The organism is Sphingorhabdus lutea (assembly GCF_001889025.1).
GTDB classification, from domain to species: Bacteria; Pseudomonadota; Alphaproteobacteria; order Sphingomonadales; family Sphingomonadaceae; genus Sphingorhabdus_B; species Sphingorhabdus_B lutea.
Genome location: NZ_CP018154.1, coordinates 369,768 through 394,302, shown reverse-complemented (window position 1 = coordinate 394,302; position 24,535 = coordinate 369,768). Strand labels below are relative to the sequence as shown.

The 24,535-nt window shown below is 46.4% G+C and carries 23 protein-coding genes; 15 read left to right on the top strand and 8 right to left on the bottom strand.

Annotation, left to right across the window (positions count from 1 at the left end; translation table 11 throughout):
* Nucleotides 1-3: 3 nt before the first annotated feature.
* The 4 genes from LPB140_RS01930 (at nt 4) to LPB140_RS01915 (ending at nt 4,760) form a co-directional block, all read left to right on the top strand.
* Nucleotides 4-861: a PI-PLC domain-containing protein gene (locus LPB140_RS01930; protein ID WP_072558441.1), complete on the top strand. Its 858-nt coding sequence runs from the start codon at nt 4-6 to the stop codon at nt 859-861.
* Between the two features lie 87 nt (nt 862-948).
* Complete coding sequence (ileS, locus tag LPB140_RS01925) at nt 949-3,801, top strand: isoleucine--tRNA ligase (protein ID WP_072558440.1); 2,853 nt, start codon at nt 949-951, stop codon at nt 3,799-3,801.
* A complete protein-coding gene (gene lspA, locus LPB140_RS01920) occupies nt 3,794-4,354 on the top strand; it encodes a signal peptidase II (RefSeq protein ID WP_072558439.1) in 561 nt (186 codons plus the stop codon). The genes ileS and lspA overlap by 8 nt, the downstream gene beginning before the upstream one ends.
* Nucleotides 4,341-4,760, top strand: coding sequence for a DUF3035 domain-containing protein (locus LPB140_RS01915; protein ID WP_072558438.1), 420 nt, complete (start codon nt 4,341-4,343; stop codon nt 4,758-4,760). The genes lspA and LPB140_RS01915 overlap by 14 nt, the downstream gene beginning before the upstream one ends.
* Here the strand turns inward: LPB140_RS01915 and LPB140_RS01910 are convergent.
* The 4 genes from LPB140_RS01910 to LPB140_RS01895 form a co-directional block, all read right to left on the bottom strand.
* Complete coding sequence (locus LPB140_RS01910; protein WP_072558437.1) at nt 4,757-5,617, bottom strand: restriction endonuclease; 861 nt, start codon at nt 5,615-5,617, stop codon at nt 4,757-4,759. The genes LPB140_RS01915 and LPB140_RS01910 overlap by 4 nt on opposite strands.
* Nucleotides 5,617-7,563, bottom strand: coding sequence for a 1-deoxy-D-xylulose-5-phosphate synthase (gene dxs / locus LPB140_RS01905; protein ID WP_072558436.1), 1,947 nt, complete (start codon nt 7,561-7,563; stop codon nt 5,617-5,619). Before dxs ends, LPB140_RS01910 begins: the two co-directional genes overlap by 1 nt.
* Nucleotides 7,564-7,630: 67 nt before the next feature.
* Nucleotides 7,631-8,095 (bottom strand): Fur family transcriptional regulator, encoded by a 465-nt coding sequence (locus LPB140_RS01900; RefSeq protein WP_072558435.1) that lies wholly within the window; start codon nt 8,093-8,095, stop codon nt 7,631-7,633.
* A 122-nt stretch (nt 8,096-8,217) separates the two neighbouring features.
* Nucleotides 8,218-8,592: a MerC domain-containing protein gene (locus tag LPB140_RS01895; RefSeq protein WP_072558434.1), complete on the bottom strand. Its 375-nt coding sequence runs from the start codon at nt 8,590-8,592 to the stop codon at nt 8,218-8,220.
* Between the two features lie 200 nt (nt 8,593-8,792).
* On the opposite strand from LPB140_RS01895, the gene LPB140_RS01890 reads away from it, so the two are divergent.
* The 4 genes from LPB140_RS01890 (at nt 8,793) to rpsI (ending at nt 11,860) form a co-directional block, all read left to right on the top strand.
* Nucleotides 8,793-9,833 (top strand): COX15/CtaA family protein, encoded by a 1,041-nt coding sequence (locus LPB140_RS01890; RefSeq protein WP_072558433.1) that lies wholly within the window; start codon nt 8,793-8,795, stop codon nt 9,831-9,833.
* Between the two features lie 97 nt (nt 9,834-9,930).
* Nucleotides 9,931-10,620: a hypothetical protein gene (locus LPB140_RS01885; protein WP_156874097.1), complete on the top strand. Its 690-nt coding sequence runs from the start codon at nt 9,931-9,933 to the stop codon at nt 10,618-10,620.
* Nucleotides 10,621-10,889: 269 nt separating this feature from the next.
* Nucleotides 10,890-11,369: a 50S ribosomal protein L13 gene (rplM, locus tag LPB140_RS01880; protein ID WP_072558431.1), complete on the top strand. Its 480-nt coding sequence runs from the start codon at nt 10,890-10,892 to the stop codon at nt 11,367-11,369.
* A complete protein-coding gene (gene rpsI, locus LPB140_RS01875; protein ID WP_072558430.1) occupies nt 11,369-11,860 on the top strand; it encodes a 30S ribosomal protein S9 in 492 nt (163 codons plus the stop codon). The genes rplM and rpsI overlap by 1 nt, the downstream gene beginning before the upstream one ends.
* Before the next feature lie 130 nt (nt 11,861-11,990).
* Here the strand turns inward: rpsI and LPB140_RS01870 are convergent, their stop codons facing one another.
* Nucleotides 11,991-12,386 carry a VOC family protein gene (locus tag LPB140_RS01870; RefSeq protein WP_072558429.1) on the bottom strand — a complete coding sequence of 132 codons (396 nt, stop codon included), beginning with the start codon at nt 12,384-12,386 and terminating at the stop codon, nt 11,991-11,993.
* Between the two features lie 107 nt (nt 12,387-12,493).
* Nucleotides 12,494-13,123: a DUF3617 domain-containing protein gene (locus tag LPB140_RS01865; protein ID WP_072558428.1), complete on the bottom strand. Its 630-nt coding sequence runs from the start codon at nt 13,121-13,123 to the stop codon at nt 12,494-12,496.
* 138 nt (nt 13,124-13,261) lie between these two features.
* Between LPB140_RS01865 and uvrB the strand changes: the two genes are divergently transcribed.
* The 7 genes from uvrB to LPB140_RS01830 all read left to right on the top strand — a co-directional run bounded on the left by uvrB (nt 13,262) and on the right by LPB140_RS01830 (nt 23,230).
* Nucleotides 13,262-15,466 carry an excinuclease ABC subunit UvrB gene (gene uvrB, locus LPB140_RS01860; protein WP_072558427.1) on the top strand — a complete coding sequence of 735 codons (2,205 nt, stop codon included), beginning with the start codon at nt 13,262-13,264 and terminating at the stop codon, nt 15,464-15,466.
* 237 nt (nt 15,467-15,703) lie between these two features.
* Entirely contained in the window at nt 15,704-16,102 is a 399-nt protein-coding gene (locus LPB140_RS01855) for a hypothetical protein (RefSeq protein WP_072558426.1), read from the top strand.
* An 87-nt stretch (nt 16,103-16,189) separates the two neighbouring features.
* Nucleotides 16,190-18,286: a protein-disulfide reductase DsbD family protein gene (locus LPB140_RS01850; RefSeq protein WP_072558425.1), complete on the top strand. Its 2,097-nt coding sequence runs from the start codon at nt 16,190-16,192 to the stop codon at nt 18,284-18,286.
* Nucleotides 18,287-18,503: 217 nt separating this feature from the next.
* Nucleotides 18,504-19,301: a sterol desaturase family protein gene (locus LPB140_RS01845; protein WP_072558424.1), complete on the top strand. Its 798-nt coding sequence runs from the start codon at nt 18,504-18,506 to the stop codon at nt 19,299-19,301.
* 56 nt (nt 19,302-19,357) lie between these two features.
* Nucleotides 19,358-20,524, top strand: a complete 1,167-nt coding sequence (locus LPB140_RS01840) for an N-acetyltransferase (protein WP_072558423.1) — start codon at nt 19,358-19,360, stop codon at nt 20,522-20,524.
* Between the two features lie 115 nt (nt 20,525-20,639).
* Nucleotides 20,640-22,097: a DUF1800 domain-containing protein gene (locus LPB140_RS01835; protein ID WP_072560127.1), complete on the top strand. Its 1,458-nt coding sequence runs from the start codon at nt 20,640-20,642 to the stop codon at nt 22,095-22,097.
* Between the two features lie 302 nt (nt 22,098-22,399).
* Nucleotides 22,400-23,230, top strand: a complete 831-nt coding sequence (locus LPB140_RS01830; protein WP_472548847.1) for a DUF1501 domain-containing protein — start codon at nt 22,400-22,402, stop codon at nt 23,228-23,230.
* A gap of 7 nt (nt 23,231-23,237) precedes the next feature.
* Here LPB140_RS01830 and xth read toward each other — a convergent pair whose 3' ends face one another.
* Together xth and LPB140_RS01820 are read right to left on the bottom strand one after the other, a co-directional pair.
* A complete protein-coding gene (xth, locus tag LPB140_RS01825; RefSeq protein WP_072558421.1) occupies nt 23,238-24,029 on the bottom strand; it encodes an exodeoxyribonuclease III in 792 nt (263 codons plus the stop codon).
* Between the two features lie 49 nt (nt 24,030-24,078).
* A complete protein-coding gene (locus tag LPB140_RS01820; protein WP_072558420.1) occupies nt 24,079-24,417 on the bottom strand; it encodes a HesB/IscA family protein in 339 nt (112 codons plus the stop codon).
* Nucleotides 24,418-24,535 lie beyond the last annotated feature (118 nt).

The following is a 24,535-nucleotide window of genomic DNA, read 5'->3' as shown; positions in this document are numbered from 1 at the left end:
GGCATGGCGAACAATAAATTAAGATGGGCGATTGTTATAATCTGCTTAATCATTGGAGGCATTTCATTATTAAATGCAAGCTGGCTTGCCGATGCACCAAAGGGCGGACCACAATTGGTCGCGGTCAAGGGGACAAGCCTTCCGGTTGATGAAAATGGATGTTTTATTCAACAAAATATCGGCTACGCAGCAAGTGTCACGCCGCCTGATGTTCAATCATTACAGGCTGTTGCCGGCGCAAGGGGCAGCAGCTTGCTTGTTAATATTGAAACCACAAAGGATGGTAATTTCGTCATTGATAAGGCGGCAAATGGTAATTGCGCGCGCGATAATGCCGCCCCGCGCACCCCAATTTCGGTCGCTCTCCCTAATTTATCAGCCATAAATTTAATCATAAAGGCCGAGAATATTGATGCGGCGCATTACCCCAAATTGGTGGAGACTTTACGCGCCAATGGCCGTGATTTTGACAATAAAACCATGTTTTTGGGTTCTTCAAAATCCATAGACGCGTTGCGCCCTCTTGCGGGCAAGGCGGGATTAATTGACTATGAAAAATCAAAAACATGCCTTTCCGATCATAAATTAAAAGGATGGATGGGTGCTTTGCCGCAAAGCTGTCATAATAGCGTTATTTTGGCCACAATAGATGATTTAGGCTTCACCCTATGGGGTTGGCCCAATAAATTTTTGGCCAATGTCGCGGCGGCAAACAGCAAGATGATTGTCGCAGATAAGATTGAGGGCGATAAAATTATCGGCATTACATCGCCCGAACAATTTGGTGACATCGCCAATAGCTATAATGGCATGATATTGATTGAGGATATTGCCAAAATCGGCCCTACATTAAAAAGATAATTTATATAAACCGCAAAATCGTTAAAATAAGCCGCCATATCCGCAATATACTTGCGGGGCGCGGCTGGACAGCTTAAAGCCCTCATTATGTCTGACACAAATAATAATATTCCCGATTATAAGGACACGGTATTCCTTCCCAAAACCGACTTTCCAATGAAGGCCGGATTGCCACAAAAAGAACCAAAGATTTTGGCAAAATGGCAGGAACAGGACCTATATGGCAAATTGCGCGAGGCGCGCAAAGGCGCGGAAAAATTCATCCTGCATGATGGCCCGCCCTATGCCAATGGCGATATGCATATTGGCCATGCGCTGAACCATATTTTAAAGGATATGGTGGTGCGCACACAAAGCCTGCTTGGCAAAGACGCGCCCTATATTCCCGGTTGGGATTGCCACGGCCTGCCCATTGAATGGAAGGTTGAGGAACAATATCGCAAGAAAAAACTGAACAAGGATGAAGTTCCGGTAAAGGAATTTCGCGCCGAATGCCGCGCCTATGCCCAGCAATGGGTGAATGTTCAGCGTGAACAGTTAAAACGCCTTGGCATCAATGGCAATTGGGACAAACCATATTTAACCATGGATTTTGACAGCGAAGCCACCATTGTGACCGAATTGTTGAAATTTGCCGAAAGCGGACAGCTTTATCGTGGGGCAAAGCCCGTTATGTGGTCGCCGGTGGAAAAAACCGCGCTGGCCGAGGCTGAGGTGGAATATGAAAATATCACCTCCACCCAAATTGATGTGGCATTTGAGATTACCGACAGCCCGATTAAAGAATTAATCGGCGCATATGCCGTGATTTGGACCACGACGCCTTGGACGATTCCCGTAAACCAAGCGCTCGCCTATGGGCCGGATGTTGAATATGGCCTATATGAAGCGGCCAATGTTGATGCGCTAGCGGGTAAGAAATTTATTATTGCCCGCGCTCTTTTGTCACAATTTAATGACCGATTAAATATAGGCAATGATGCAGAAGTGACTTTGACTGAAATTATTAATTTCAAAGGCTCTGACCTTGCCGGAACTGTCGCCAAGCATCCCATGGCGGATAGCTTCCCGGACAGCGACTTTTTCACAAAGGCCCGCCCGTTCCTGCCCGGTGATTTTGTCACCACCGATGCGGGTACCGGCCTTGTCCATATGGCGCCGGACCATGGCGAGGATGATTTTGATCTATGTAAAGCCCATGGCATCAACCCCGTATTTGCGGTGGATGCGGACGGTGTTTACCGCGAAGATTGGCCATGGTTGCCGCGCGGCGATGAACGTGCGGGCAGCGTGATTAACAATAAATTCACCGCGCCCGATGGCCCAATTTGCAGCGACCTTCGCGATGTTGGCGCATTATTATCCGCGCGAAATGATTCAAGCACCAGCCACAGCTATCCACATAGCTGGCGGTCAAAGGCCAAGGTGATTTATCGTTGCACCCCGCAATGGTTTGTTCCCATGGACCGCGTGGCGGCGGGCAAGGACAAAAGCCTGCGCGAAACCGCGTTGCAGGCAATTGCCGACACGCGCTGGATACCCGAAAAAGGGCGCAATCGCATAAACTCTATGGTGGAGGGTCGCCCCGATTGGGTGCTTAGCCGTCAACGCGCATGGGGCGTGCCTATCACGCTGTTTGTGGACCGTAAAACGGGCGAATATCTGGTTGATAAAGATGTGAATGCCCGCATTATTGCGGCCATGCGTGAACAGGGCGTCGATGCATGGTGTGATGAACGCGCACAGGAATTTTTGGGCGATGCTTATGACGCGGCCAATTATGAACGCATTGTCGATATTTTGGACGTTTGGTTTGATAGCGGCTGCACCCATGCCTTTGTCTTAGAAAGCGGAAAATGGCCCGAATTGGTGCGCGAGGATAAAAGCATCCCGCCCGCCAACCTATATTTAGAAGGCAGCGATCAGCATAGAGGCTGGTTTCAAAGCTCCCTCTTACAAAGCTGTGGCACGCGGGGACGCGCCCCCTATCAGGCGGTGTTAACCCACGGTTTCACCATGGATCAAAAGGGTATGAAAATGTCCAAATCATTGGGCAATACAATCAGCCCATTGAAAATAATGGACCAAACAGGCGCGGATATTATCCGTTTATGGGCTTTATCGGTTGATTTTACCGAAGATCACCGCATTGGCGATGAAATTTTGCGCGGTGTGGGCGATACTTATCGCAAATTGCGCAACAGTTTCCGCTATATGCTTGGCGGATTGTCCGATTTTGAGGAATCAGAGCGCGTTAATGTGGCCGATATGCCGGAATTGGAGCGTTATGTGCTGCATTTATTGGCGGAGTTGGATGACAAATTGCGCCGCGCGGTAAATGATTATGATTTTAACACATATACCAGATTGCTGTCCGATTTCGCCAATGAGGATTTGAGCGCTTTCTTCTTCGATATACGTAAAGATTGCCTATATTGCGATGCGCCAAGTGATCCAAAACGCCGCGCATATCGCAGTGCGATGGACATTATTTTCCACGCCATGGTTCGCTATGCCGCGCCGGTGCTGGTCTTTACCGCCGAGGAAATCTGGCAATCGCGTTTTGGTGAAAATGCCGACAGCGTTCATTTGCAAATATGGCCGGAAATTTCCAACAATTGGCATGATATGGCATTATTTGACAAATGGAGCGAGATTCGCGCCCTGCGTGAAGCGGTGAATGAAGCGATTGAACCATTGCGCCGTGACAAAATCATCCGGTCCAGCCTTCAGGCGGATGTGAAATTGCCATTAAAAGATTTAAAAATTGATCCTGTTCATTTTGCGGAAATATCCATTGTTGCAGAGGTGACAGATGGACATGAAATTTCAGTATCAAAAACAGATTCGCATAAATGCGGTCGTTGTTGGCGGCACTTGCCCGATGTTGCCGAAGATGGCGCATTATGTGGCCGGTGCGAGGATGTGATCCATGGATAAAAGCAAAAAATATAAAATTCAGGGCATCATGCTGGCGTCGATATTATTTATCGCCGACCAAATTGTAAAATTCATCATGATTGGCCCATTGGCATTGCAAAGCCGTGGGCAAATTCACATCATCCCGTTTTTCAACCTTACATGGGCGGAAAATCGCGGTGTTTCCATGGGTTTTTTATCTGCGGATAATGAGGCGCAAAGATGGATGCTTGTCGGTGCGACTGCCTTTATCGCCTTAATCGTTTTTATTTGGATGATGCGTGAAAAAATGCGCGGTGATATTCTTGCCCTATCGCTTATTCTAGGCGGTGCATTGGGCAATATTGTTGACCGCGCCCGCTATGGCTATGTTGTGGACTATGCCGACCTGCATTTTGGCGATTTTCGTCCATTTTATATTTTCAACCTTGCCGATGCTTGCATTACCATTGGCGTTTTAATTTTACTTGCCCGTGCGTTCTTAATGCGCGAAGATAACCCGAAAGAAACAGCGGAAATTATCGCCGGAAATAACAACGGGGCTGACGTGAGAAGAGAGAATGAACATGGCTAAAAAGATTATTACATTAACAATTTTGGCATCTGCCACCACTTTATCAGCATGTGGTTCAACCAGCATTTTTAACCGTGATCGTCCGGATGAGTTCGCCGTTTCACGCTCTGCACCATTGGTGGTGCCGCCCGATTTCGCATTGACCCCGCCACAACCCGGCGCGGCGCGTCCGCAAGATGCCGGCAATAATGAACAGGTTTTAGAAGCATTATTTGGCGGCGCAGCCCCGCGTAGCACATCTGAACGCGCCGTTATTTTACAAGCAGGCGATTCTGATGCCGCCATTCGTTCGCAAATTGGCGACCCAGAAACAGAAACCGTGAATAAGGCAGAGGTGACCCGCGATATTATCGCCGCGCCAGAGGGCGACGGTCAAAACGCACAGGCCGCCATTCCCAAGGGTTAAAGCTGGTTAAACCAATCGGGGTTAATTTCAACCTTTTCAACAAGCTTTGTTTCAACGCCTAAAGACAAATCTTTTAATTTATCACATAGAGCGTCCCCATCGATTAAATCAATTGGTGGGGCGCCATCTCTTGTCGCTTCTCGCCTGGCATCTGGTGAGAATGTTCCTGTTGTGATAATAAGACCTTTATCCGTGCGCCCCATCATTGCGCCACGAAAGTCGCGTATAGCCCCAGAACCAACCGAACCTTGGTAACGTTTGCATTGAAATAGAACATGAAATGACATGAGGCTCAGCTGCAATATGCCTGTCCCATCAATACCGCCATCGCCTGACTTGGCTGTTACTTCGACTTTAACAAAACCTGATGCTCTTAAAAGTCTTTGCGCTAATCTTTCAAAAGCGTAGGGATCCATAGCCCTTAACACTTGTAGCAGTTCATCGCGCCAATCAATATGTTCTTTATCGGGATTTTGCAGAAACTCATCTTGTTCCAAAGTAGATTGTAATGATGATTTCTTTACTGGCTTTGTAACTGATGCAATATGGGATTTAAGTTTGTTCTCATCCCATTGAAGCGCCTTGCGCCCTTCTTCAGTCAACAACCAAATCCCACGTCCTCCAGATTCTAACAAATCCGCGCCTTTAAGATAGCTGCGTGCCCATGATATTCTATCAGTAACAACAACACCATTCCCACTTTCATAGATGATATCTAGTGCCTCGGCGGGTAAGTTCATCTGTTCAATCACAGCATCGTTAATCTCATTTAGAGAAGAAGAGCCGCCTGCTTTTTCAATTGCCTCTAATACTGGATGAAAAAAATCATGATATTTTGGTAAGTCTGTAATTTTCATTACGCCCTGACGCCTGCTTCCTCAACCCCTGCACTATTATGGCGCAGCGCCTTTAACACCATATCTACAATTTGAGGGGCATTTAACCCTGCCTCATCATATTGTTTTTGCGGATTATCATGTTCTTGGAAAATATCGGGCAGGCGCATGGTACGAATTTTCAACCCGCCATGCGCGCTGTCCGGATCGGTTAAGCCAAGGTCGCTTGCCATGGTCAAAACATGTGCGCCAAGTCCGCCAATTGCGCCTTCTTCCAATGTCACAACCACTTCATGGCTGGTCATCAATTTACGAATTAAATCTTCATCCAATGGTTTGACAAAGCGCATATCGACCACCGTGGTGGAAAGCCCCTTTGCCTCCAAAACATCGGCCGCCTTCATCGCCTCGGACAATCTTGTGCCAAGCGACAAAATCGCGACCTTTGCCCCCTGTTTCACAATTCGGCCCCTGCCAATTTCAATCTGTTCAAATTTTAATGGCATATCCACGCCAACACCATTGCCGCGCGGATAACGAAATGCGATTGGCCCATCATCATATAAGGCGGCAGTATAGGTCATATGCGCCAATTCCGCCTCATCACTGGGTGACATCACCACCATATTGGGCAATGTCGCCAAATAGGTAAGATCAAAACTGCCCGCATGGGTTGAACCATCCGCCCCGACAAGGCCCGCACGGTCAATGGCAAAGCGCACGGGCAGGTTCTGGATTGCCACATCATGCACAACCTGATCATAGGCGCGTTGCAAAAATGTTGAGTATATGGCGCAGAAAGGGCGCATTCCCTGTGCGGCAAGTCCTGCTGCAAATGTCACGCCATGTTGTTCGGCAATGCCGACATCAAATGCACGGTCGGGATGCGCGGCGGCAAATTTGTCAACGCCCGTTCCCGATGGCATGGCCGCCGTAATCGCGCAAATTTTGGGGTCATTTTCGGCCAATTTGGCCAAGGTCTCGCCAAACACATTTTGATAAGCGGGCGGGCCGCCGCCTGGCCCTTTATCTTGCTTTCCGCTGATAACATCAAATTTGGCCACGCCATGATATTTGTCCGCCGCCGCCTCTGCGGGGGCATATCCCTTGCCCTTTTGTGTTACCACATGGATTAAAACCGGCCCTTCGGCATTGTCGCGCACATTTTCCAAAACGGGGATAAGCTGATCCAGATTATGCCCATCAATGGGCCCAACATAATAAAAGCCAAGCTCTTCAAATAATGTACCGCCCATGGCCATGCCGCGCGCATATTCCTCTGCGCGTTCGGCGGCATCATGCACACGGCGGGAAAGTTTAGCCGTTATTTTGGATGCAAATTTTCTAAGGCCCACATATTCGCTGGAGGAGACAAGCCGCGCCAAATATCCCGACAAGCCGCCCACAGGCGGCGCAATTGACATATCATTATCATTTAATATCACGACCAAACGATTGCCCGCGGCCTCTGCATTATTCATCGCCTCATATGCCATGCCCGCGCTCATCGCGCCGTCACCAATTACTGCAATTGCCTTGCCCTGAGCGCCTGACATTTTATTTGCCACGGCAAAACCAAGCGCCGCCGAAATAGAGGTGGAACTGTGCGCCGCGCCAAATGGGTCATATTCGCTTTCGCTTCTTTTGGTAAAGCCGGAAAGACCGCCGCCCTGCCGCAATGTGCGTATCCTGTCGCGGCGGCCAGTTAAAATTTTATGCGGATAGCATTGATGCCCAACGTCAAAAATCAACTTATCCGTGGGGGTGTTGAACACATAATGTATCGCGGTGGTTAATTCCACCACGCCTAAACCCGCACCCAAATGTCCACCGGTAACCGAAACCGCGCTAATCACCTCTTGGCGCAATTCATCGGCAATTTGATGCATTTCTTTGGCCGAAAATTTGCGCAAATCCTCAGGAAAATTGACCTGATCTAAAAATGGTGTTTCGGGTTTGTCGGTCATGTCAATTCCATATTTTTATATTTTGTTTCGCAATATTTCGCTGAAAATTTTGGCCGTTAACGGGCAATTATTTACAATCCGCGCATTTGCCGCGCACTTCTATTACCGGGCGAACATCATCATATCCCGCCGTTTCCGCCGCCTTGCGCACACCGCGCGACAAGGCATCATCATCCAAATGCACCGCCGATCCGCAATCATCGCAAATAATGAAAATGCAATCATGCAAGCAATCTGGATGCGAATTGGCAACATAGGCATTGGCGCTTTCCACGCGCATCGCCAAATTTGTGTTCACAAATAAATCCAAAATCCGGTAAACCGTGTTGGGCGCAACCCGTTTTTCACGTTTTTTCGATACTAATTCGGCAATATCATATGCCGAGGCAGGTTTCTTAAAATCCGCCAATATTTCGAAAATATCACGGCGCATGTCGGTCCATTGCTCACCCGCAGCTGTCAAAACGCCTTGCGCGGCGTCGCTTAAAGAGCGGCCTTCATGTTCATGATGGTGATGATGACTAATATCCATTTGCCATATATAAAGCGCTCTCAACAAAAGGGCAAGCGATGCAGGCGCTTTTCATATCAAAGCAACATAACTGATCAATGGCCAAAACCAATGAAGCTATTTACATAAAAAAAATGAGTAAATTAAGCCGACGCGCGGAAATTTAGCACATGGCCAAATCCCAATAAGCCAACACCAACCATGGTGAATAATGTTTCCGACGAACCATGTGGAATGGATAAAGCGCCCAGCATCGCGCCAATTCCCAATGAACCAATGGCTGCGGGCATGATGAAACCATGTTTCCTTACCCCCTGATAGAGGGATAAAGAACCAAAAATAACCGCCAAAGCAAGGCCAATTTCATGTAAAATTGGGTCACCAACAGCGCCGCCCAATGAAGACATTAAGGCAAAGAAAAAAGTTGTCGCCAAACAATGGGCAAGGCAAAGCGCAGATAGGCCAAGGCCCAATCCGTCCCAACGCCATATGCGCCAATAATTTGTGATGACTGCCATTAACCTGCCGATTCCTATAAATTACGGATGCTATATGGCATAAAGCGGGTAAGGTTACAACATTACATCGAAATTTTTATGCATTTTATTTTTTTGCGCCTTTACATGTCCAATAGGCCACTTGCTGCACAGGCTTTCATGGTCCATATGCTATTTAAATTTTTTGATTACGCATAATATCTATTGTTCAGGATACAGATATGACAAGCCGGATTTATAGCAATAATATTTATAATAAACTGATTTATTGGTTATATTTTGTTGCTTCATTGGTCTTTGCCATGGTGGTGGTTGGCGGCATAACGCGCCTTACCGAATCTGGCCTATCCATCACCGAATGGAAACCGATTACCGGCGCATTACCGCCATTAAATCAGGCTGATTGGGTTTTGGAATTTGAAAAATATAAACAAATCCCTGAATATATTGAAATTAACGGGCCGGCGGGCATGACCCTTGCCCAATTTAAATTTATTTATTTTTGGGAATGGGTTCACCGTCTTTTGGGCCGTTTAATCGGGCTCGCTTTTGCTATTCCCTTGGCATGGTTTTGGATTAAACAGCAAATCCCCCAAGATTTTAAGCCAAGATTATTGGCGTTGCTTGCCCTTGGTGGATTGCAGGGCGCCATTGGTTGGTGGATGGTCAGCTCCGGCCTCTCCCAACGTACAGATGTCAGCCATTTTCGCCTCGCAGCTCATTTAATAACCGCTTTAATCATTTTGGCGGGTATCATTTGGACCGCACTTGACCTTAAATCTCGGCAAAATAACCCTCAATTGGGTATTAGAAATAATTCTAAAATGACCTCGATGGGCATTATTATTTTGTCTATTTTATTCGTACAATTGCTGTTGGGTGCATGGGTTGCGGGCTTAAATGCCGGATATGTTGCCAGCGATTGGCCATTGATGAACGAACATTTTTATCCCGATGGCGTTGATTGGGACAAGGGGATGATTTTCGCCCTGACACATGATCCATTTTTGCTGCATTTTTTGCATCGTTGGTGGGCATGGATTTTGGTTGGCGCGCTGATTTTATTGGCGCGGCGGGTTAAAAAGGACGCGCGTCCCATTTCCATCGCCATACATTGCGCCTTTGGCATTCAAATCATTATTGGCATTGCAACGGTGATGACGGGTATGAATATTATCTTGGCTGTCCTGCATCAGGCCGTCGGCGCTTTGGTGGTTATTGCCACCTTAGTTGGGGTGCATCATCTTGGTAAATATCGCTAAAGTTTATATTATAAAGAAGCTGCGTTTTATTTTAATCGCTATTTTCGCTTTATTCTTCATTACGCCAAATGCATTTGCAAATCAGCCGGCATGCTCATTGGATAATATAACACATCGTCAAAATTTTAACCCAGCTTTGGGCAAATATATTGTTTATGAACATTGGGCCGACATTCCCGTCAATAATCAACGGCTATATCATGAACAGCATATTGCATATTATTTCACCCCTTTGGGCGACAAGCAATCGCAAATTTGGTTGATAAAGGCTCATCTGATATCACAAAAAACAAATGGGCCAACGGATTTTCCTTATAAAATATATCAATATTTTATTGATGGCAAAATTGAATATATTTTTGATGCCAAAAATGGTGATATTCAAATTGTTAATTATAAAGAAGTTGTGGCGCAGCATCTTAATTCCATCAATAAAATGATCGATGAGGCACATTTGTCCGATGATGTACGCACAATTTTAAGGGATAAGTTTATAAAATTAGACGATACAGAAATGAAATCCCGCCTTATTGGCGATATAAAATGGCTTTTCATCCTATATAATAAAGAAATGGAACAAAATAGATTTGAATTAAGTGCAGATAAAAATAGCATCCTCATGCATTTAATCAATCAATCGGATAGCCCCGACCAATATGAGGAATTCAACAGCAAAATTGATTGCAACAGCGGCTTAACCACAGAATTTACACGAAAATTCGAAACTTTCATGGGCGATAATGGCCGCACAATTTTAAATGGCTTTCGGCTGGTTACACGAGAGTGATAGCACGAATAAGCCCGAATATGATAAGAAAGAAAGCGATATTAACGGCGCGGCAAATCCAAATGCACGATAAAATATAACTTTTTGGCATTTATTATTGCATAGGGTATTATTTTACCCGCGCCAACATAGCCGCTTTTGCTTGACCTTCGCGCTATTTGCTGCGAATAGCGCGTTCAATTCAGATAATATATGATTCTGCCCTTGGCAAAATGATAACATATTGGCTGGGTCTTAATTAACAATATTCTATAAGGAATGAGATCGTCATGAAGACGTTAACGAAAGTTACAAAGTCGATCCGCCCGCAAGATGTAGAAAAGCAATGGCAAATTATTGATGCCGAAGGTTTGGTCGTTGGCCGCCTTGCCTCAATCATTGCAAACATTTTACGCGGCAAGACAAAAGCATCATTTACCCCGCATGTTGATTGCGGTGACCATGTGATTGTTATTAATGCTGACAAGGTGAAATTCACCGGTGATAAGCTGAAGCAAAAAGTTTATTATAAACATACTGGCTATATTGGCGGTATCAAAGGCATTACCGCTGGTAAAGTTTTGGAAAGCCGTTTTCCTGAGCGCGTTTTGGAAAAAGCTGTTGAGCGTATGATTCCACGTGGTCCATTGGGCCGTGCGCAAATGCGTGCGTTGCACCTTTATAATGGGACAGAACATCCGCATGCAGGTCAGAACCCTATCGTTCTTGATGTTGCTTCTATGAACCGTAAAAATAAGGTAGGTGCATAATGTCAGAAACCACAAATAGTTTATCTGATCTTGAAACAGTGGTCGCCGATGCGCCTGCTGCTACTCAAGCACCAACTCCATTGCGCGAGCAACAGCTTGATGCGCAAGGCCGTGCCTATGCCACTGGTCGCCGTAAAGACGCGGTTGCCCGCGTTTGGTTGAAACCAGGCACCGGCAAAATCATCGTCAATGGCCGTGATCAAACCGTTTATTTTGCACGTCCTTCTTTGCGTTTGGTTATTAACCAAGTGTTCGACATTACCGAACGTCGTGATCAATATGACGTGATGGCAACTGTAAAAGGCGGCGGTCTTTCTGGACAAGCTGGCGCCGTGAAACATGGTATTTCACAGGCCCTAACCCGCTATGAACCCGCTCTACGCAGCGCGGTTAAAGCAGTAGGCTTCTTAACCCGCGATAGCCGCGTGGTTGAGCGTAAAAAATATGGTAAGGCAAAAGCCCGTCGTAGCTTCCAATTCTCGAAGCGTTAATATGGCATGGCGGCATCATTGTCGCCATTACCTCATCATGCAAAAGGCCGCCCCATTATGGAGCGGCCTTTTTCTATTTCCGATTTCTATTTCGGCGATAAATTTATATATTAACTTGCTGGAACCATTTTTAACTGGCGGGCCCAATGGCAAAGAAGCATAATTTATTGCCGTCCAAATCGCGGCAATATGCGCCATAAAATGCCATATCACCTTCTTCGCCGCGAATACCCGGTGCGCCTTCATCTGCGCCGCCTAAAGACAGCACCTTGGCATGCATTTTATCGACCATCGCACGATTTTGCATAATTAAACCCGCCATTTGGCCATTGCCAACCTGATGCGGCGCTCCATTAAAGGGCAAAGTGACGGCCAATGATGGCTGCTCAAAATCTGGGCCATACATGGTGAAGCCATTTAGCTCAAAACGCATCAATTCCTTTGCGCCCAACTCGCCCAAAACATCGCTGTAAAATGCGCGGGCCCGTTCAATATCATTTGTGCCTAATGTAATATAGCCAATCATATTTACTTCCTTTCCTATCCCCTGACATAGAAAGGAACATATGGCGAACACAAGGCTTTATCAAGCCTTATATTCGCCATATTTTCAACGTTTAAATATATATTATCTTATTTTGCGCTTGGCGGGGCGGCCTTCACCGGCGCAGCGGGTGCTTTTGGAGGCATTGTAACAGCAGGGGCAGCAGGCTCTGCAGGACATTCGCCCAAATATTTACCAGAAATTTCGCCCTTCATGCTCATTTTTTCCTCTGGCTTTGCGCCGGAAATTTGCTGATCAATCGACATTTTATAGCTGCTATCAGAAAATTCGCCCATCGTCTTACCCATCATCGCAATATTATTACCCATATCGCATTTCATTTCAGTGGTAATTTTACTGCCGTCGCGCTCCATTTTGGTGATGGTGCATTTATCCTTATTCCCACCAAAAAATTCAGCAGATGGTTTCTCCGCCTGTTCTTTGGTGACACAGGTCTTCATTTTTTGTTCTTTGCCCAATTGCGACTTCATCATTTCCTGAAGCTCCTTTGGCATGCCGGGCGCATCCAATTCGCTCATTTTCATGCTCATTTCCCATTGACCCGCCTTTAACTTGCCAATGCCGCTTTTTTCCACCTCTGCTTTTAATTCTTCCTCGCTTACTTTTCCGTCGCCATCCTTATCGGCATTTGAGGAGTTACAGCCCATTAACAATAAAGTAGGCAAAGTAAAGACCGCAATTTTGGTGGATAATTTCATTGTAAATTCCTCAATATATATATGATTATCATTGTTTCTGCCCTATTTTCATCCTTTTGCAAATAATAATATGCGGCGCGTTAAATTTATCCCTGCTTTTATGATGACAAAATCTGCTTTGCCCCCCATATTCACCCTATGGTTGAATTAGTAATTAGACGCGGATTAGACGAACCCGATACCGATGGGAATTTTACCCCGCACCGTCCCAATCGCCCTGATAAGGCAGAGGGAGGCCGTGCTTTTAAATTGGTGTCTGAATATCAACCTGCGGGCGACCAACCCCGTGCTATCGAAGAATTGACCAAGGCCGCATTGGCCGGAGAACAGGATCAGGTTCTTCTAGGCGTGACCGGATCGGGTAAAACCTTTACCATGGCAAAGGTGGTGGAAACACTGCAGCGTCCTGCCCTTATCCTTGCGCCCAATAAAATATTGGCCGCGCAATTATATGGTGAGTTTAAACAATTTTTCCCCGAAAATGCGGTGGAATATTTTGTCAGCTATTATGATTATTATCAACCAGAGGCCTATGTCGCGCGGTCCGATACCTATATTGAAAAGGAATCCAGCGTCAATGAGGCCATTGACCGGATGCGCCATTCGGCCACACGGTCATTATTGGAACGCGATGATGTGTTAATTGTGGCGTCGGTTTCATGCCTATATGGTATCGGGTCGGTTGAAACCTATTCGGCCATGATTTTTGATCTGGTTAAAAACAGCAATATTGACCAGCGTGAGTTAATCCGTAAATTGGTCGCCCTGCAATATAAACGCAATGATATTGGTTTTGGGCGCGGTAGTTTTCGCGTGCGCGGGGATAATTTGGAACTTTTCCCATCCCATTATGATGATATGGCATGGCGGATAAGTTTTTTTGGCGATGAAATTGAAAGCATTACCGAATTTGACCCCTTAACCGGTAAGCCGGGCGCGTCTTTGGACCGTGTTCGGGTTTATGCCAATTCGCACTATGTTACCCCAGGCCCAACGATGAAACAGGCCAGCGACGCCATTCGTTTTGAACTTGCCGAGCGGTTAAAGGAGCTTGAGGCGGAAGGAAAATTGCTGGAGGCGCAAAGATTGGAACAGCGCACCAATTTTGATTTGGAAATGATTGCCGCGACGGGCAGCTGCGCCGGAATTGAGAATTATTCCCGTTTCCTTACCGGCCGTTTGCCCGGTGAGCCGCCGCCGACCCTGTTTGAATATCTGCCCGAAAATGCGTTATTATTTGTTGATGAAAGCCACCAAACAATCCCGCAAATTGGCGCAATGTCAAAGGGCGATCATCGCCGGAAAATAACACTTGCTGAATATGGTTTCCGCCTGCCCAGCTGTATCGACAATCGCCCGCTTCGTTTCAATGAATGGGACATTATGCGTCCCCAAACGATCAGCGTGTCGGCAACCCCCGGCCCATGGGAAATGGAGCAAGCGCAGGGCGTGTTTGTGGAACAGGTTATCCGCCCCACCGGACTTATCGATCCGCCGGTTGAAATCCGCCCTGTGGAGGATCAGGTTGATGATGTGATTGATGAAGCACGCAAGGTAATTGAAAAAGGTTTCCGCGTTCTCATAACCACATTAACCAAAAGGATGGCAGAGGATTTGACCGAATTCTTACATGAGGCAGGGTTAAAGGTGCGATATATGCATAGCGATGTGGAAACATTGGAACGTATTGAGCTGATCCGTGATTTACGCATGGGCGTATATGATATTTTAATCGGCATTAACCTGCTTCGTGAGGGGTTGGACATTCCCGAATGTGGGTTGGTGGCTATATTGGATGCCGACAAGGAAGGATTTTTACGCAGCGAAACATCCCTTGTCCAAACCATTGGCCGCGCCGCGCGTAATGTGGAGGGTAAGGTGATTTTATATGCCGACCGCATAACGGGCAGCATGGAAAGGGCGATGCGTGAAACCGACCGCCGCCGCGAAAAACAACATGCACATAATATTCTTCATAATATTACCCCCAAAACAATTATCAGGCAGGTGTCGGATATTGTGGCGAACAGCGCGGCAGGCGAAGTTAAATCAAAAACGGATAAAAATATCCCCGCCGAACCATTGATGGGGCATAATCTGCGTGCGCATATTGAGGCATTGGAAAAACAAATGCGCGCCGCCGCTGCCGATTTGGAATTTGAGGAGGCAGGCCGCCTGCGCGATGAAATCCGCAAATTGGAGGCGGAGGAGCTGGGCATAAATGATCCGCTCGCCACGACACTTAACCCACAGGGTGATAAAGGCCGGCCAATAGTGGGCCGCAGTAATGAAGGAAAGCCGGGAACGCGCAAGGGGCGCTATGGCCGGTCATATAAAAAATAACCTATAGGCACAGATAAATATTAGTCTTAAAATATATGGCTTTTGATATAAATGTAAAAATTTGTATCTCAATGTAACCATATATTGCGGTATGTAAATTAACCATATATTTGCCAATTTTTAGAGGGTCTTGGGTGGGCCAATATCATGTTGTCGGTGTAATTTTACGCCCATGCATTTAAACTATAGGATTGCAGTTGATAGGCCGATAAATGTGCTTATCGGCATATTTATATTATGGATTATTCATCACAGCCTTCATTATCGGGGGCGCCGCATGGCCGCTTAATCGATATTATTTCTGCAAAAATTATCAAACCCCATGGCCAATCTGGTGATTATGTCATGGTGGAATATGATGCGGCAAAAATTCATGCCCGTCATATTGCCCGCATTGTGCCGCGTATTTACCGCCATCGTCCGCGATTTTGGGTTTTGGAGATTTTAAGCCTGCCCAATATGCAATATGTTGCGCAAAACACACAGCAAAGCCTGTTCGATCATAAAGATGGCCAAGTCGAAAACAATCAAATCACCTCTATATCCATGCCCATTACGGCGTTTTGCGGAGAAGAAGGGATTATCGTTGCGGGTAAAAATCAACAGATAAAATTACAATTTTCGCTCGCCATATAAAATATCACTCGCCTTTTAAAGACTAACGATATTCATATTTCACCCTATTTAGGCCGTGCAATCATATATTATCGCCATTATAAGCGCATGATGCAGCGTAAATTTATTCTATTCCTTATCCTTGGTTTTTTGCTTTTCATTCCTCAAATGCATTTGGGGGCGTGGGCAAAGCAAAATAATATAAGCGCGCAATTGGTGGCGGAAGAAGCGCCGAATAATGGCAGTGCATCATCCTATATCGCATTGGTGATGAAACCTGAAAATGGATGGCATGGTTATTGGAAAAACCCAGGAGAGGCCGGCCAAGGCATTGAGTTAATATGGAAGACAAAGGACGGCGCTGCTGCCAATTTTGTTGGTGCGCCCTTATTTCCCGTGCCGCATGCCAAACGATATTTTGATTTAATGAATCATGTCTATCTGGGCGAATATGCGATTTTATTTCCGATTAAAAATTCAACCTCGCTGACACAGGCAGACTTAAAAAATCTCCAGCTATCGGCCAGCTGGCTTGCCTGTACCGACCGGATTTGCGTGCCCGAACGCGGCGAATTTCAAATTGAAACGACAAATGGAGCGATAAAAACCGTCAGCAAATCGACATTTGATAATATGCGCCAAAAATTACCGCAAATTTCGGACAGCATGGGAAATTATCAAATTAACGGTAATATGGTCCGTTTATCATTCCCCATTCCCGCGCAAATGCAAATTGATGCGCCCTATTTTTTTGCCGCCGACCAACAAAATATTGATTTGGGCGCAAGACAAAAATGGTCACGCAGCAATAATGCCCTGATTATGGAGACCAATTTATCGGCTTCCCATAATTTGGGTGGAAAAAATATCCTTGCTGGATTGTTGAAAATTGGCGCTCATCAGGGGTTAGAGATAAAGGCAGGGCCCGGCCAAGTTGCAGCAAATGGCGCGCCCATTTCCGGCGAAGCGGATGATAAAAATGCCGATGCCGCCATGACGCCGCAGCCCATAATATTGATAATATTTGCAGCAATATTGGGCGGATTATTGCTAAATTTACTGCCCTGTCTATTTCCCATTATCGGGTTAAAAGCCATTTCGATTAGCAAATATGGCGATAATGGAAAAGCCAAGCCAGAAGCATGGGCATATATTGCCGGTACAATGTTCAGCTGCATCATAATGGGCGCTATATTATTGGGTCTGCGCGCATCGGGTGAAATGGTTGGATGGGCATTTCAATTACAACAACCGCGTTTTGTTCTGTTGCTCACCTTGTTAATGGTGGCGATATGCGCCAATTTATGGGGCTGGTTCCACCTGCCGCAAATGGGCGGCAAATTGCAATCCGCCCTTCCCCAAGGGACAGCAGGATCATTTGGCACGGGCATTTTGGCCGCGATAATCGGTGCACCATGCACCGGCCCGTTCATGGCCGCCGCCCTGGGCGCAGCGCTGACCCTGCCGCCATTATCCGCCATGTTGATTTTCGCCGGATTGGGTTTTGGTCTTGGCTTGCCATTTTTGGCAATTGCATATTCACCATGGCTGCGCGGTAAAATTCCGCCCTCTGGCCCGTGGATGGAGACATTTCGCCGCATCATGACCATTCCCATGGCGATAACCGCAATCCTGCTAATGTGGCTTTTATGGCGGCTTTCGGGGCAAAGCGGCCTTGTCATTGCTTTGGTCGCGTCGGTTCTATTGCTGATTATATTAAATATTTTTGGCCATATGCAGGCAAAAGGGCCGGTCCGCAAAACCCTTTATCTACCGCAATTGGCGGGTATATTTATTGGATCTGTTTTGGTCCTGCCGCCTGCGCCAATTTCACGGGCGGATCATCAGGCGCAATCCTATATTAAAACCATCCCCTTTAATGCAGATAATCTGTCCAAATTGCGGGCCGAGAAAAAACCAATTTTCCTATATTTCACTGCCGACTGGTGCATAAGTTGCAAGGTTAATGAAAAACGCATCATCGCACAAAAAGAAACCGCCGATATTTTTGAAAAATCCGGCATCATTGTCATGGTGGGTGATTTTACCCGCAATGATCCCAATATCGCCCGATTTATTGAACAACAGGGCCGCACTGGTGTGCCATTATATCTTTTTTATGATAGAAATGGTCATAAGCAAATATTACCGCAAATATTATCTATGGATGATATGCAAAATATGGCGACCGCCGCAGGAAAATGACCATCAAGGCAGCCATAAACATAAACATGAAAGTAAGGGCCGCTTTTTACCCCGCGTCATAATATTTTGGGCGAATAAGGCTGGATTATGACAGACAGTCTTGCAATTGGCCGTAAAAACGCCAAATTGACGGTCCAATAAGTCAGCAGCAAAAGATCCGGGGGATCCACCACGCCCATATATTTGGGTAAGTTATTATATTGAATGGTTATTGTTTATGAACAAAGCAGAATCAAATATGAAGTCAGAAGGCGGAAGCTTTTGGACAAAATCACATTATCTTGACCGGATGAACCTTAAACAGCTGATCATCGCATATTTCCAACATTATACGATTATCGCCTATTTATTATTAACCGCACTTTCCATTGGCGTGTTCATTTATTATCCCGCCCAAATATTGCCCACATCATTGTCAATTTTGGCGGCATTGGTCGTTTACCCATTGGTATGGCATTTATTGCACCAATATGTTTTGCATGGGCAATGGATGTATAAATTCAAATTCATGTCCGCGACATGGAAACGTATTCATTATGACCATCATCAAGACCCCAATCATTTAGAGGTATTATTCGGCGCATTGCATACCACTTTGCCCACCATTGCGGTGGCCACTTTGCCCATTGGTTTTGCATTGGGCGGTATTGGCGGCGCTGCTGCGGCATTTGCTGCTGGCCTTTTAATCACATGCTATTATGAATTTATTCATTGCATTCAACATTTGGCATTTAAACCAAAATATCAATGGGTTGCATTTATGAAACAACGCCATTTGGAACATCATTTCCATGATGAAGATGGCAATTATGGCATTACCAATTATTTTTGGGACCGTGTTTTGGGCACTTATTATGAACGCAAGGATCGTAAAGATCGTTCACCCACCGTGTTCAATTTAGGATATACCGAAGAAGTTGCCAAAGATTATCCATGGGTAAAGGAAATGTCGGGTGGTATCGCATCTGGCCATCCACGTCGCCGTTCGCTCGAAGATAATAAAAAATCATCTTAAACCTGTTGCATATAAAATTGCACCAACAATGGCAGCGCGAAAATTGGGGAATAATCATGAAAAATGATGCAGGACAAAAGGTAGAAATTACCCAAATTACCAGTGCGGCAGATCATAAATTATTTATTGATTTGGCCTATCGGTTAAATGCCCATGATCCGCACTGGGTCGCGCCGCTGCGGGCGGAGGTGAAGGAATTTCTAAACCCTGCCAAAAACCCATTTTTTGAACATGCCGATGTCGCCTTATTTTTGGCGCGGCAAAATGGCAGGGTGGTTGGCCGCATTTCCGCGCATATTGACCATCTTGCCACGCAACAACCCGCCAATCAGGGCATGGGGCCAGGAACGGGCAATTGGGGCATGTTGGAGGCAGAGAGCGAGACGGTAGCCGCCGCGCTCATCTCCCGCGCAGAAACATGGCTGAAGGATAAGGGGATGCACCGCGTGCTTGCCCCATTATCGCTTTCTATATGGGATGAACCGGGATTTTTGACCAAGGGTCAAGACCATAGCCCAACGGTAATGATGGGACATCATCCGTTAAAATATTCAACATGGACACAGGCGCTTGGATATCAACAGGCCAAGGAATTGCGCACATGGGAAGTGGATATTAGCCATGATTTCCCGCCCTTAATCGAACGTATTGTTAAATCTGGTGAAAAATCATCACGTATAAATATTCGTCCCGTTGATAAAAGCAAATTTGACGAAGAAGCCGCCCTTATCATGGGCATATTAAATGATGCATGGTCGGATAATTGGGGTTTTGTTCCCTTATCCGCATCCGAAATTGCCTATGTCGGCAAAAAATTGCGTCAAATTGTTTATGAAGATTTGGTGATGGTTGCCGAGGTTGAAGGCCGCCCTGTTGCCTTTATGATTACCCTGCCCGATGTGAATGAAGCGATGAAACCCCTTAAAGGTAGCCTATTTCCCTTTGGCTGGGCCAAAATGCTATTATGGCTGCGTAAACCGCGCGTGCGCACCATGCGCGTGCCGTTAATGGGCGTGGTAAAGGAATTGCAATCCAGCCGATTGGCAAGCCAATTGGCATTTATGATGATTGAAAAAATCCGTAAAAATGCGATTAGCAAATATGGCGCAACACGCGGCGAAATTGGTTGGATTTTGGATGATAATCAGGGGATGAACGCCATTGCAGAAGCGATAAAGGGCGACATCAACCGTGTTTACACCATTTATCAGAAAAATTTATAAATTCTGCATCATCCTGTCCTTTGCGACAATTTGATACCCATTTATTCTTGTAACGCGGCATGATTTATCCAATCATCGCTGCAATAGTCATAAAATGAATGGGCGGCTTACAAAAATGGCCAAAACATATTTTTTTCATAATCGATTCGGCCTTGGTGGCCGCGCAAATGAGGCAGCGCTTTATCGCAATTTTGATGATAAGCAGCTGCAAAATAAATTATTGCAGCAATTAAAGGAATATAATCCCGCGCCGCCAATATATGCCTCCCTTGCCTCCACCAAAGAAATTGCAGCCGAATTTTCCGAATATCAAATGTTGCGAGAAATTGCACAGCAACAACGCAGGCAGGATGGTGGCGCCGCAAAGCCCAGCGACGATATTGCCATAGATGAAATGAAGGTGCAAAAGGAAGTCCGCGCCATCCGCCGTCATTATATTGATGCGGCAACGGCGCGAATTGGCGCAGCATTGCAAACGGACACCCCCTTTGCCGAACGATTGGTGCATTTTTGGTCCAATCATTTTGCCATATCTTCGGATAAATTACAGGTGACCGCCTTTGCCGGCAATTATGAACGCGATGCCATACGTCCAAATATAATGGGTAGTTTTGCAAATTTGTTGAAATCTGCTGTGCGTCATCCTGCCATGATATTATATTTGGATCAGGCCCAATCTTTTGGCCCAAATAGCATGATTATGAAACGACGAAACCGCCGAAACCCCGAAAGCAATGGCGGGTTAAATGAAAATTTGGCGCGCGAAATATTGGAATTGCATAGTTTGGGCGTGCGCAGCGTTTATACACAAAATGATATACAGCAATTGGCCATGGCAATGACGGGGTGGAGCGTCGCCATCGGCCCACAGGCAAAACGCATTGCACGTTTTGCTGGTAATGTCGCACCCGATGACAGCTTTTTTGTCGATATGCTGCATGAGCCAGGAACGCGCAGCTTTTTAGGAAAAACATATCCAGATATTGGCAAGGATCAATCGACACATATGTTGGATGATGTGGCCGTCCATCCCGCAACTGCCAGATTTATTGCCACAAAATTGGCGCGTGCCTTTACCACAGATACACCGCCGCCTGCGCTTATTTCTGCATTGGAAAATGCATTTATGCAAAGCGGGGGGTATTTACCCAGCCTATATAAAATTTTGATTATGCATGAAGAAAGCTGGAACGCGGCACATATTAAATATAAAAGTCCATGGGAATGGGCCATTTCGGCAATGCGCGCATTTGGCACGAAGCAGGCGGATAATCCGCGAAATATCATCGCCCTACTCGATCAAATGGGCCAGCCCATATGGAAACCCGGCGCCCCATCGGGCTTTCCCGATTTAAACGATCATTGGATGGGCGCATCGGCTTTAATGGCGCGGGCCGAATTGGCAGATATCATAGGCGGGCTTTCCAAAAATGCAGTCGATCCGCGCTTATTTGCCTCCCTTATCATGAATGACATGTTACAAAAGCACAGCGAAACCGCGATTTCACGTGCCGACAGCCCGTCTCAGGGCATAGCGATGGCGTTAATGGCGCCCGAATTTTTGCGGAGATAAAAATGATGAATCGCCGATCTTTATTGCAACATATTGCCATTGCCATGGCCGCAGGGGCGGGCGCTGGCGCACCCAGCATCGCCTTTGCCCAAATAAACAGCCCAAAAAAGTTAATTTATATTTTGCAGCGCGGCGCGGCCGATGGATTGGATTTGGTATCGCCCATTGGGGATGCCGATTTTGCTGCATTAAATGGCCGGGCCGAAACCGACCGCAGCAATTATCAACATATTGACGCCATGTTTTCATTGCACCCAAATTTTGTTGAATTAGGCAAGATGATGCGCACAGGTCAGGCCAATATTGTCCATGCCATTGCCTCAACCTATCGTGAAAGGTCGCATTTTGACGGGCAAAATATTTTGGAATCGGGCGGCATCACACCCTATGCCCGAAAGGACGGATTTCTAAACCGGCTAATACCCTTAATTGACGCACAATCGCGAAAATCGCTGGCACTATCTTCCTCCATCCCCCTTGCCCTGCGCGGTGCGGCAGAGGTTGGCAATTTTGCGCCGACAAAATTACCCACCGCAAATGATGATCTTATCAATCGGTTGACCATGTTATATGCCCAGGATGAAATGCTGGCCCCCATTTGGCAATCGGCCATTGACACAAAAAATCTTGCCGGTGATTTATCAGCTGAAAATGGTCGTAATGGCGAGAAAATAGGCCAATTGGCCGCCAATTTGATGAAGGGGTCACAGGCCGCCCAATTATTGATGATTGAAACAACGGGATGGGATACACATGCCCAACAATTTGGCCGATTAAACGCGCAGGTTCGCGGTCTTGACGCCATGTTGGGGGCGATCAAATCTGGATTGGGTCTTGATTGGGATAATAGCTTGGTCATCATTGCCACAGAATTTGGCCGCACCGCCGCAATGAACGGCACAAGAGGCACTGATCATGGCACAGCATCGGTTTTAATGATGTGCGGCGGCAATATTAACAGTGGCGGCAAAATAATTGCCGACTGGCCAGGTTTAAGCCAAAGCGCGCTGTATGAAGGGCGCGATTTACGCCCCACAATGTCGATGGAATTGGAAATTTCACGGGCATTGGCCGCGCATTATGGGCTGGATGTGGCACGGGTGCAGCGCAGTCTTTACCCCGATATGGTATAAAATAACCCTAATCGCGAAGCTGAACCCATAAAGGGGCATGATCGCTTGCCTTTTCACGGCCGCGATGTTCCTTATCAACTGCGGCATGTTCCAATCTGTCCGCCGCTATGGGGCTGAGCAGGAAATGATCAATGCGAAAACCATTGTCGCGCGGCCATGCCCCCGCCTGATAATCCCAATATGTCCACACACCGCCGGCGGGATATTTAGTGACAAAGGCATCACTCCACCCATCGCCCAAATATTGCCGATATGCGGCGCGGCTTTCGGGCTGCATCAATGCATCACTTGCCATTGCAGACACGCTAAATACATCCTCATCGCGAGGTATCACATTATAATCGCCGCATAAAATTGCGGGAATTTCCTCATTTAATAATATTTGCGCTCGATTGCGTAAACGCTGCATCCAACGCAATTTATAATCAAATTTCGGGCCGGGTAATGGGTTGCCATTGGGTAAATAAATGCTGGCCACGCGCAGCGCATTGCCCGATTTGTCCAAAATCTCGGCCTCTAAATATCGGGCCTGCTCATCCTCTGGTTCACCCTCTAATCCGCGCTGAATTTCCTTGGGCTCTTGCCCTTTGGCCAAAATTGCCACGCCATTGAAACTTTTCTGGCCATGAAAAATCACTCCATAGCCTGCTTTTTCAAACATATCCTTGGGGAAATCCTTGTCCTGCGACTTCACCTCTTGCAAACAAACAATGTCCGGCGCGGTTTCATCCAACCATTCCAAAAGCCGCGGGGTTCGGGCCTTAATCCCGTTAATGTTAAAAGTGGAAATTTTTGTCATATGATATGATAGCGCGGCAAACACCCGCTATCAATCAATCATATCTATTTTAAATGGAAAAGCTGGTCCCGCATCCACATCCCGATTGTGCCTGTGGATTGGTGACTTGAAAAGATTTACCCCCCAGCGATTCGACAAAATCAACCGCGCTTCCCTTTACAAGGTCAAAACTTATGGGGTCGACCACCAATTTCGCATCATCACAGCTAACCATGATGTCATCACTGTCAATCATATCGGCCAAGCCGAAACGATATTGAAAACCGGAGCAGCCACCACCATCAACCGACAAACGCAAAACTGCCTCCTTGCCCAATTTTTGGGCAATTTCGGAAACACGACGCGCCGCATTGGGCAATAAAATAACTGATTCAATATCCATGTTCATAATATAGGATGCTTTTAGATAAAGAAAAGGGGCGGTAATTTTTCATTACCTGCCCCCAAGAACACACCCTCTCCCAAAGGTGAACTGAATTTGTTGGCGCAATCGCCTGTCATCATAA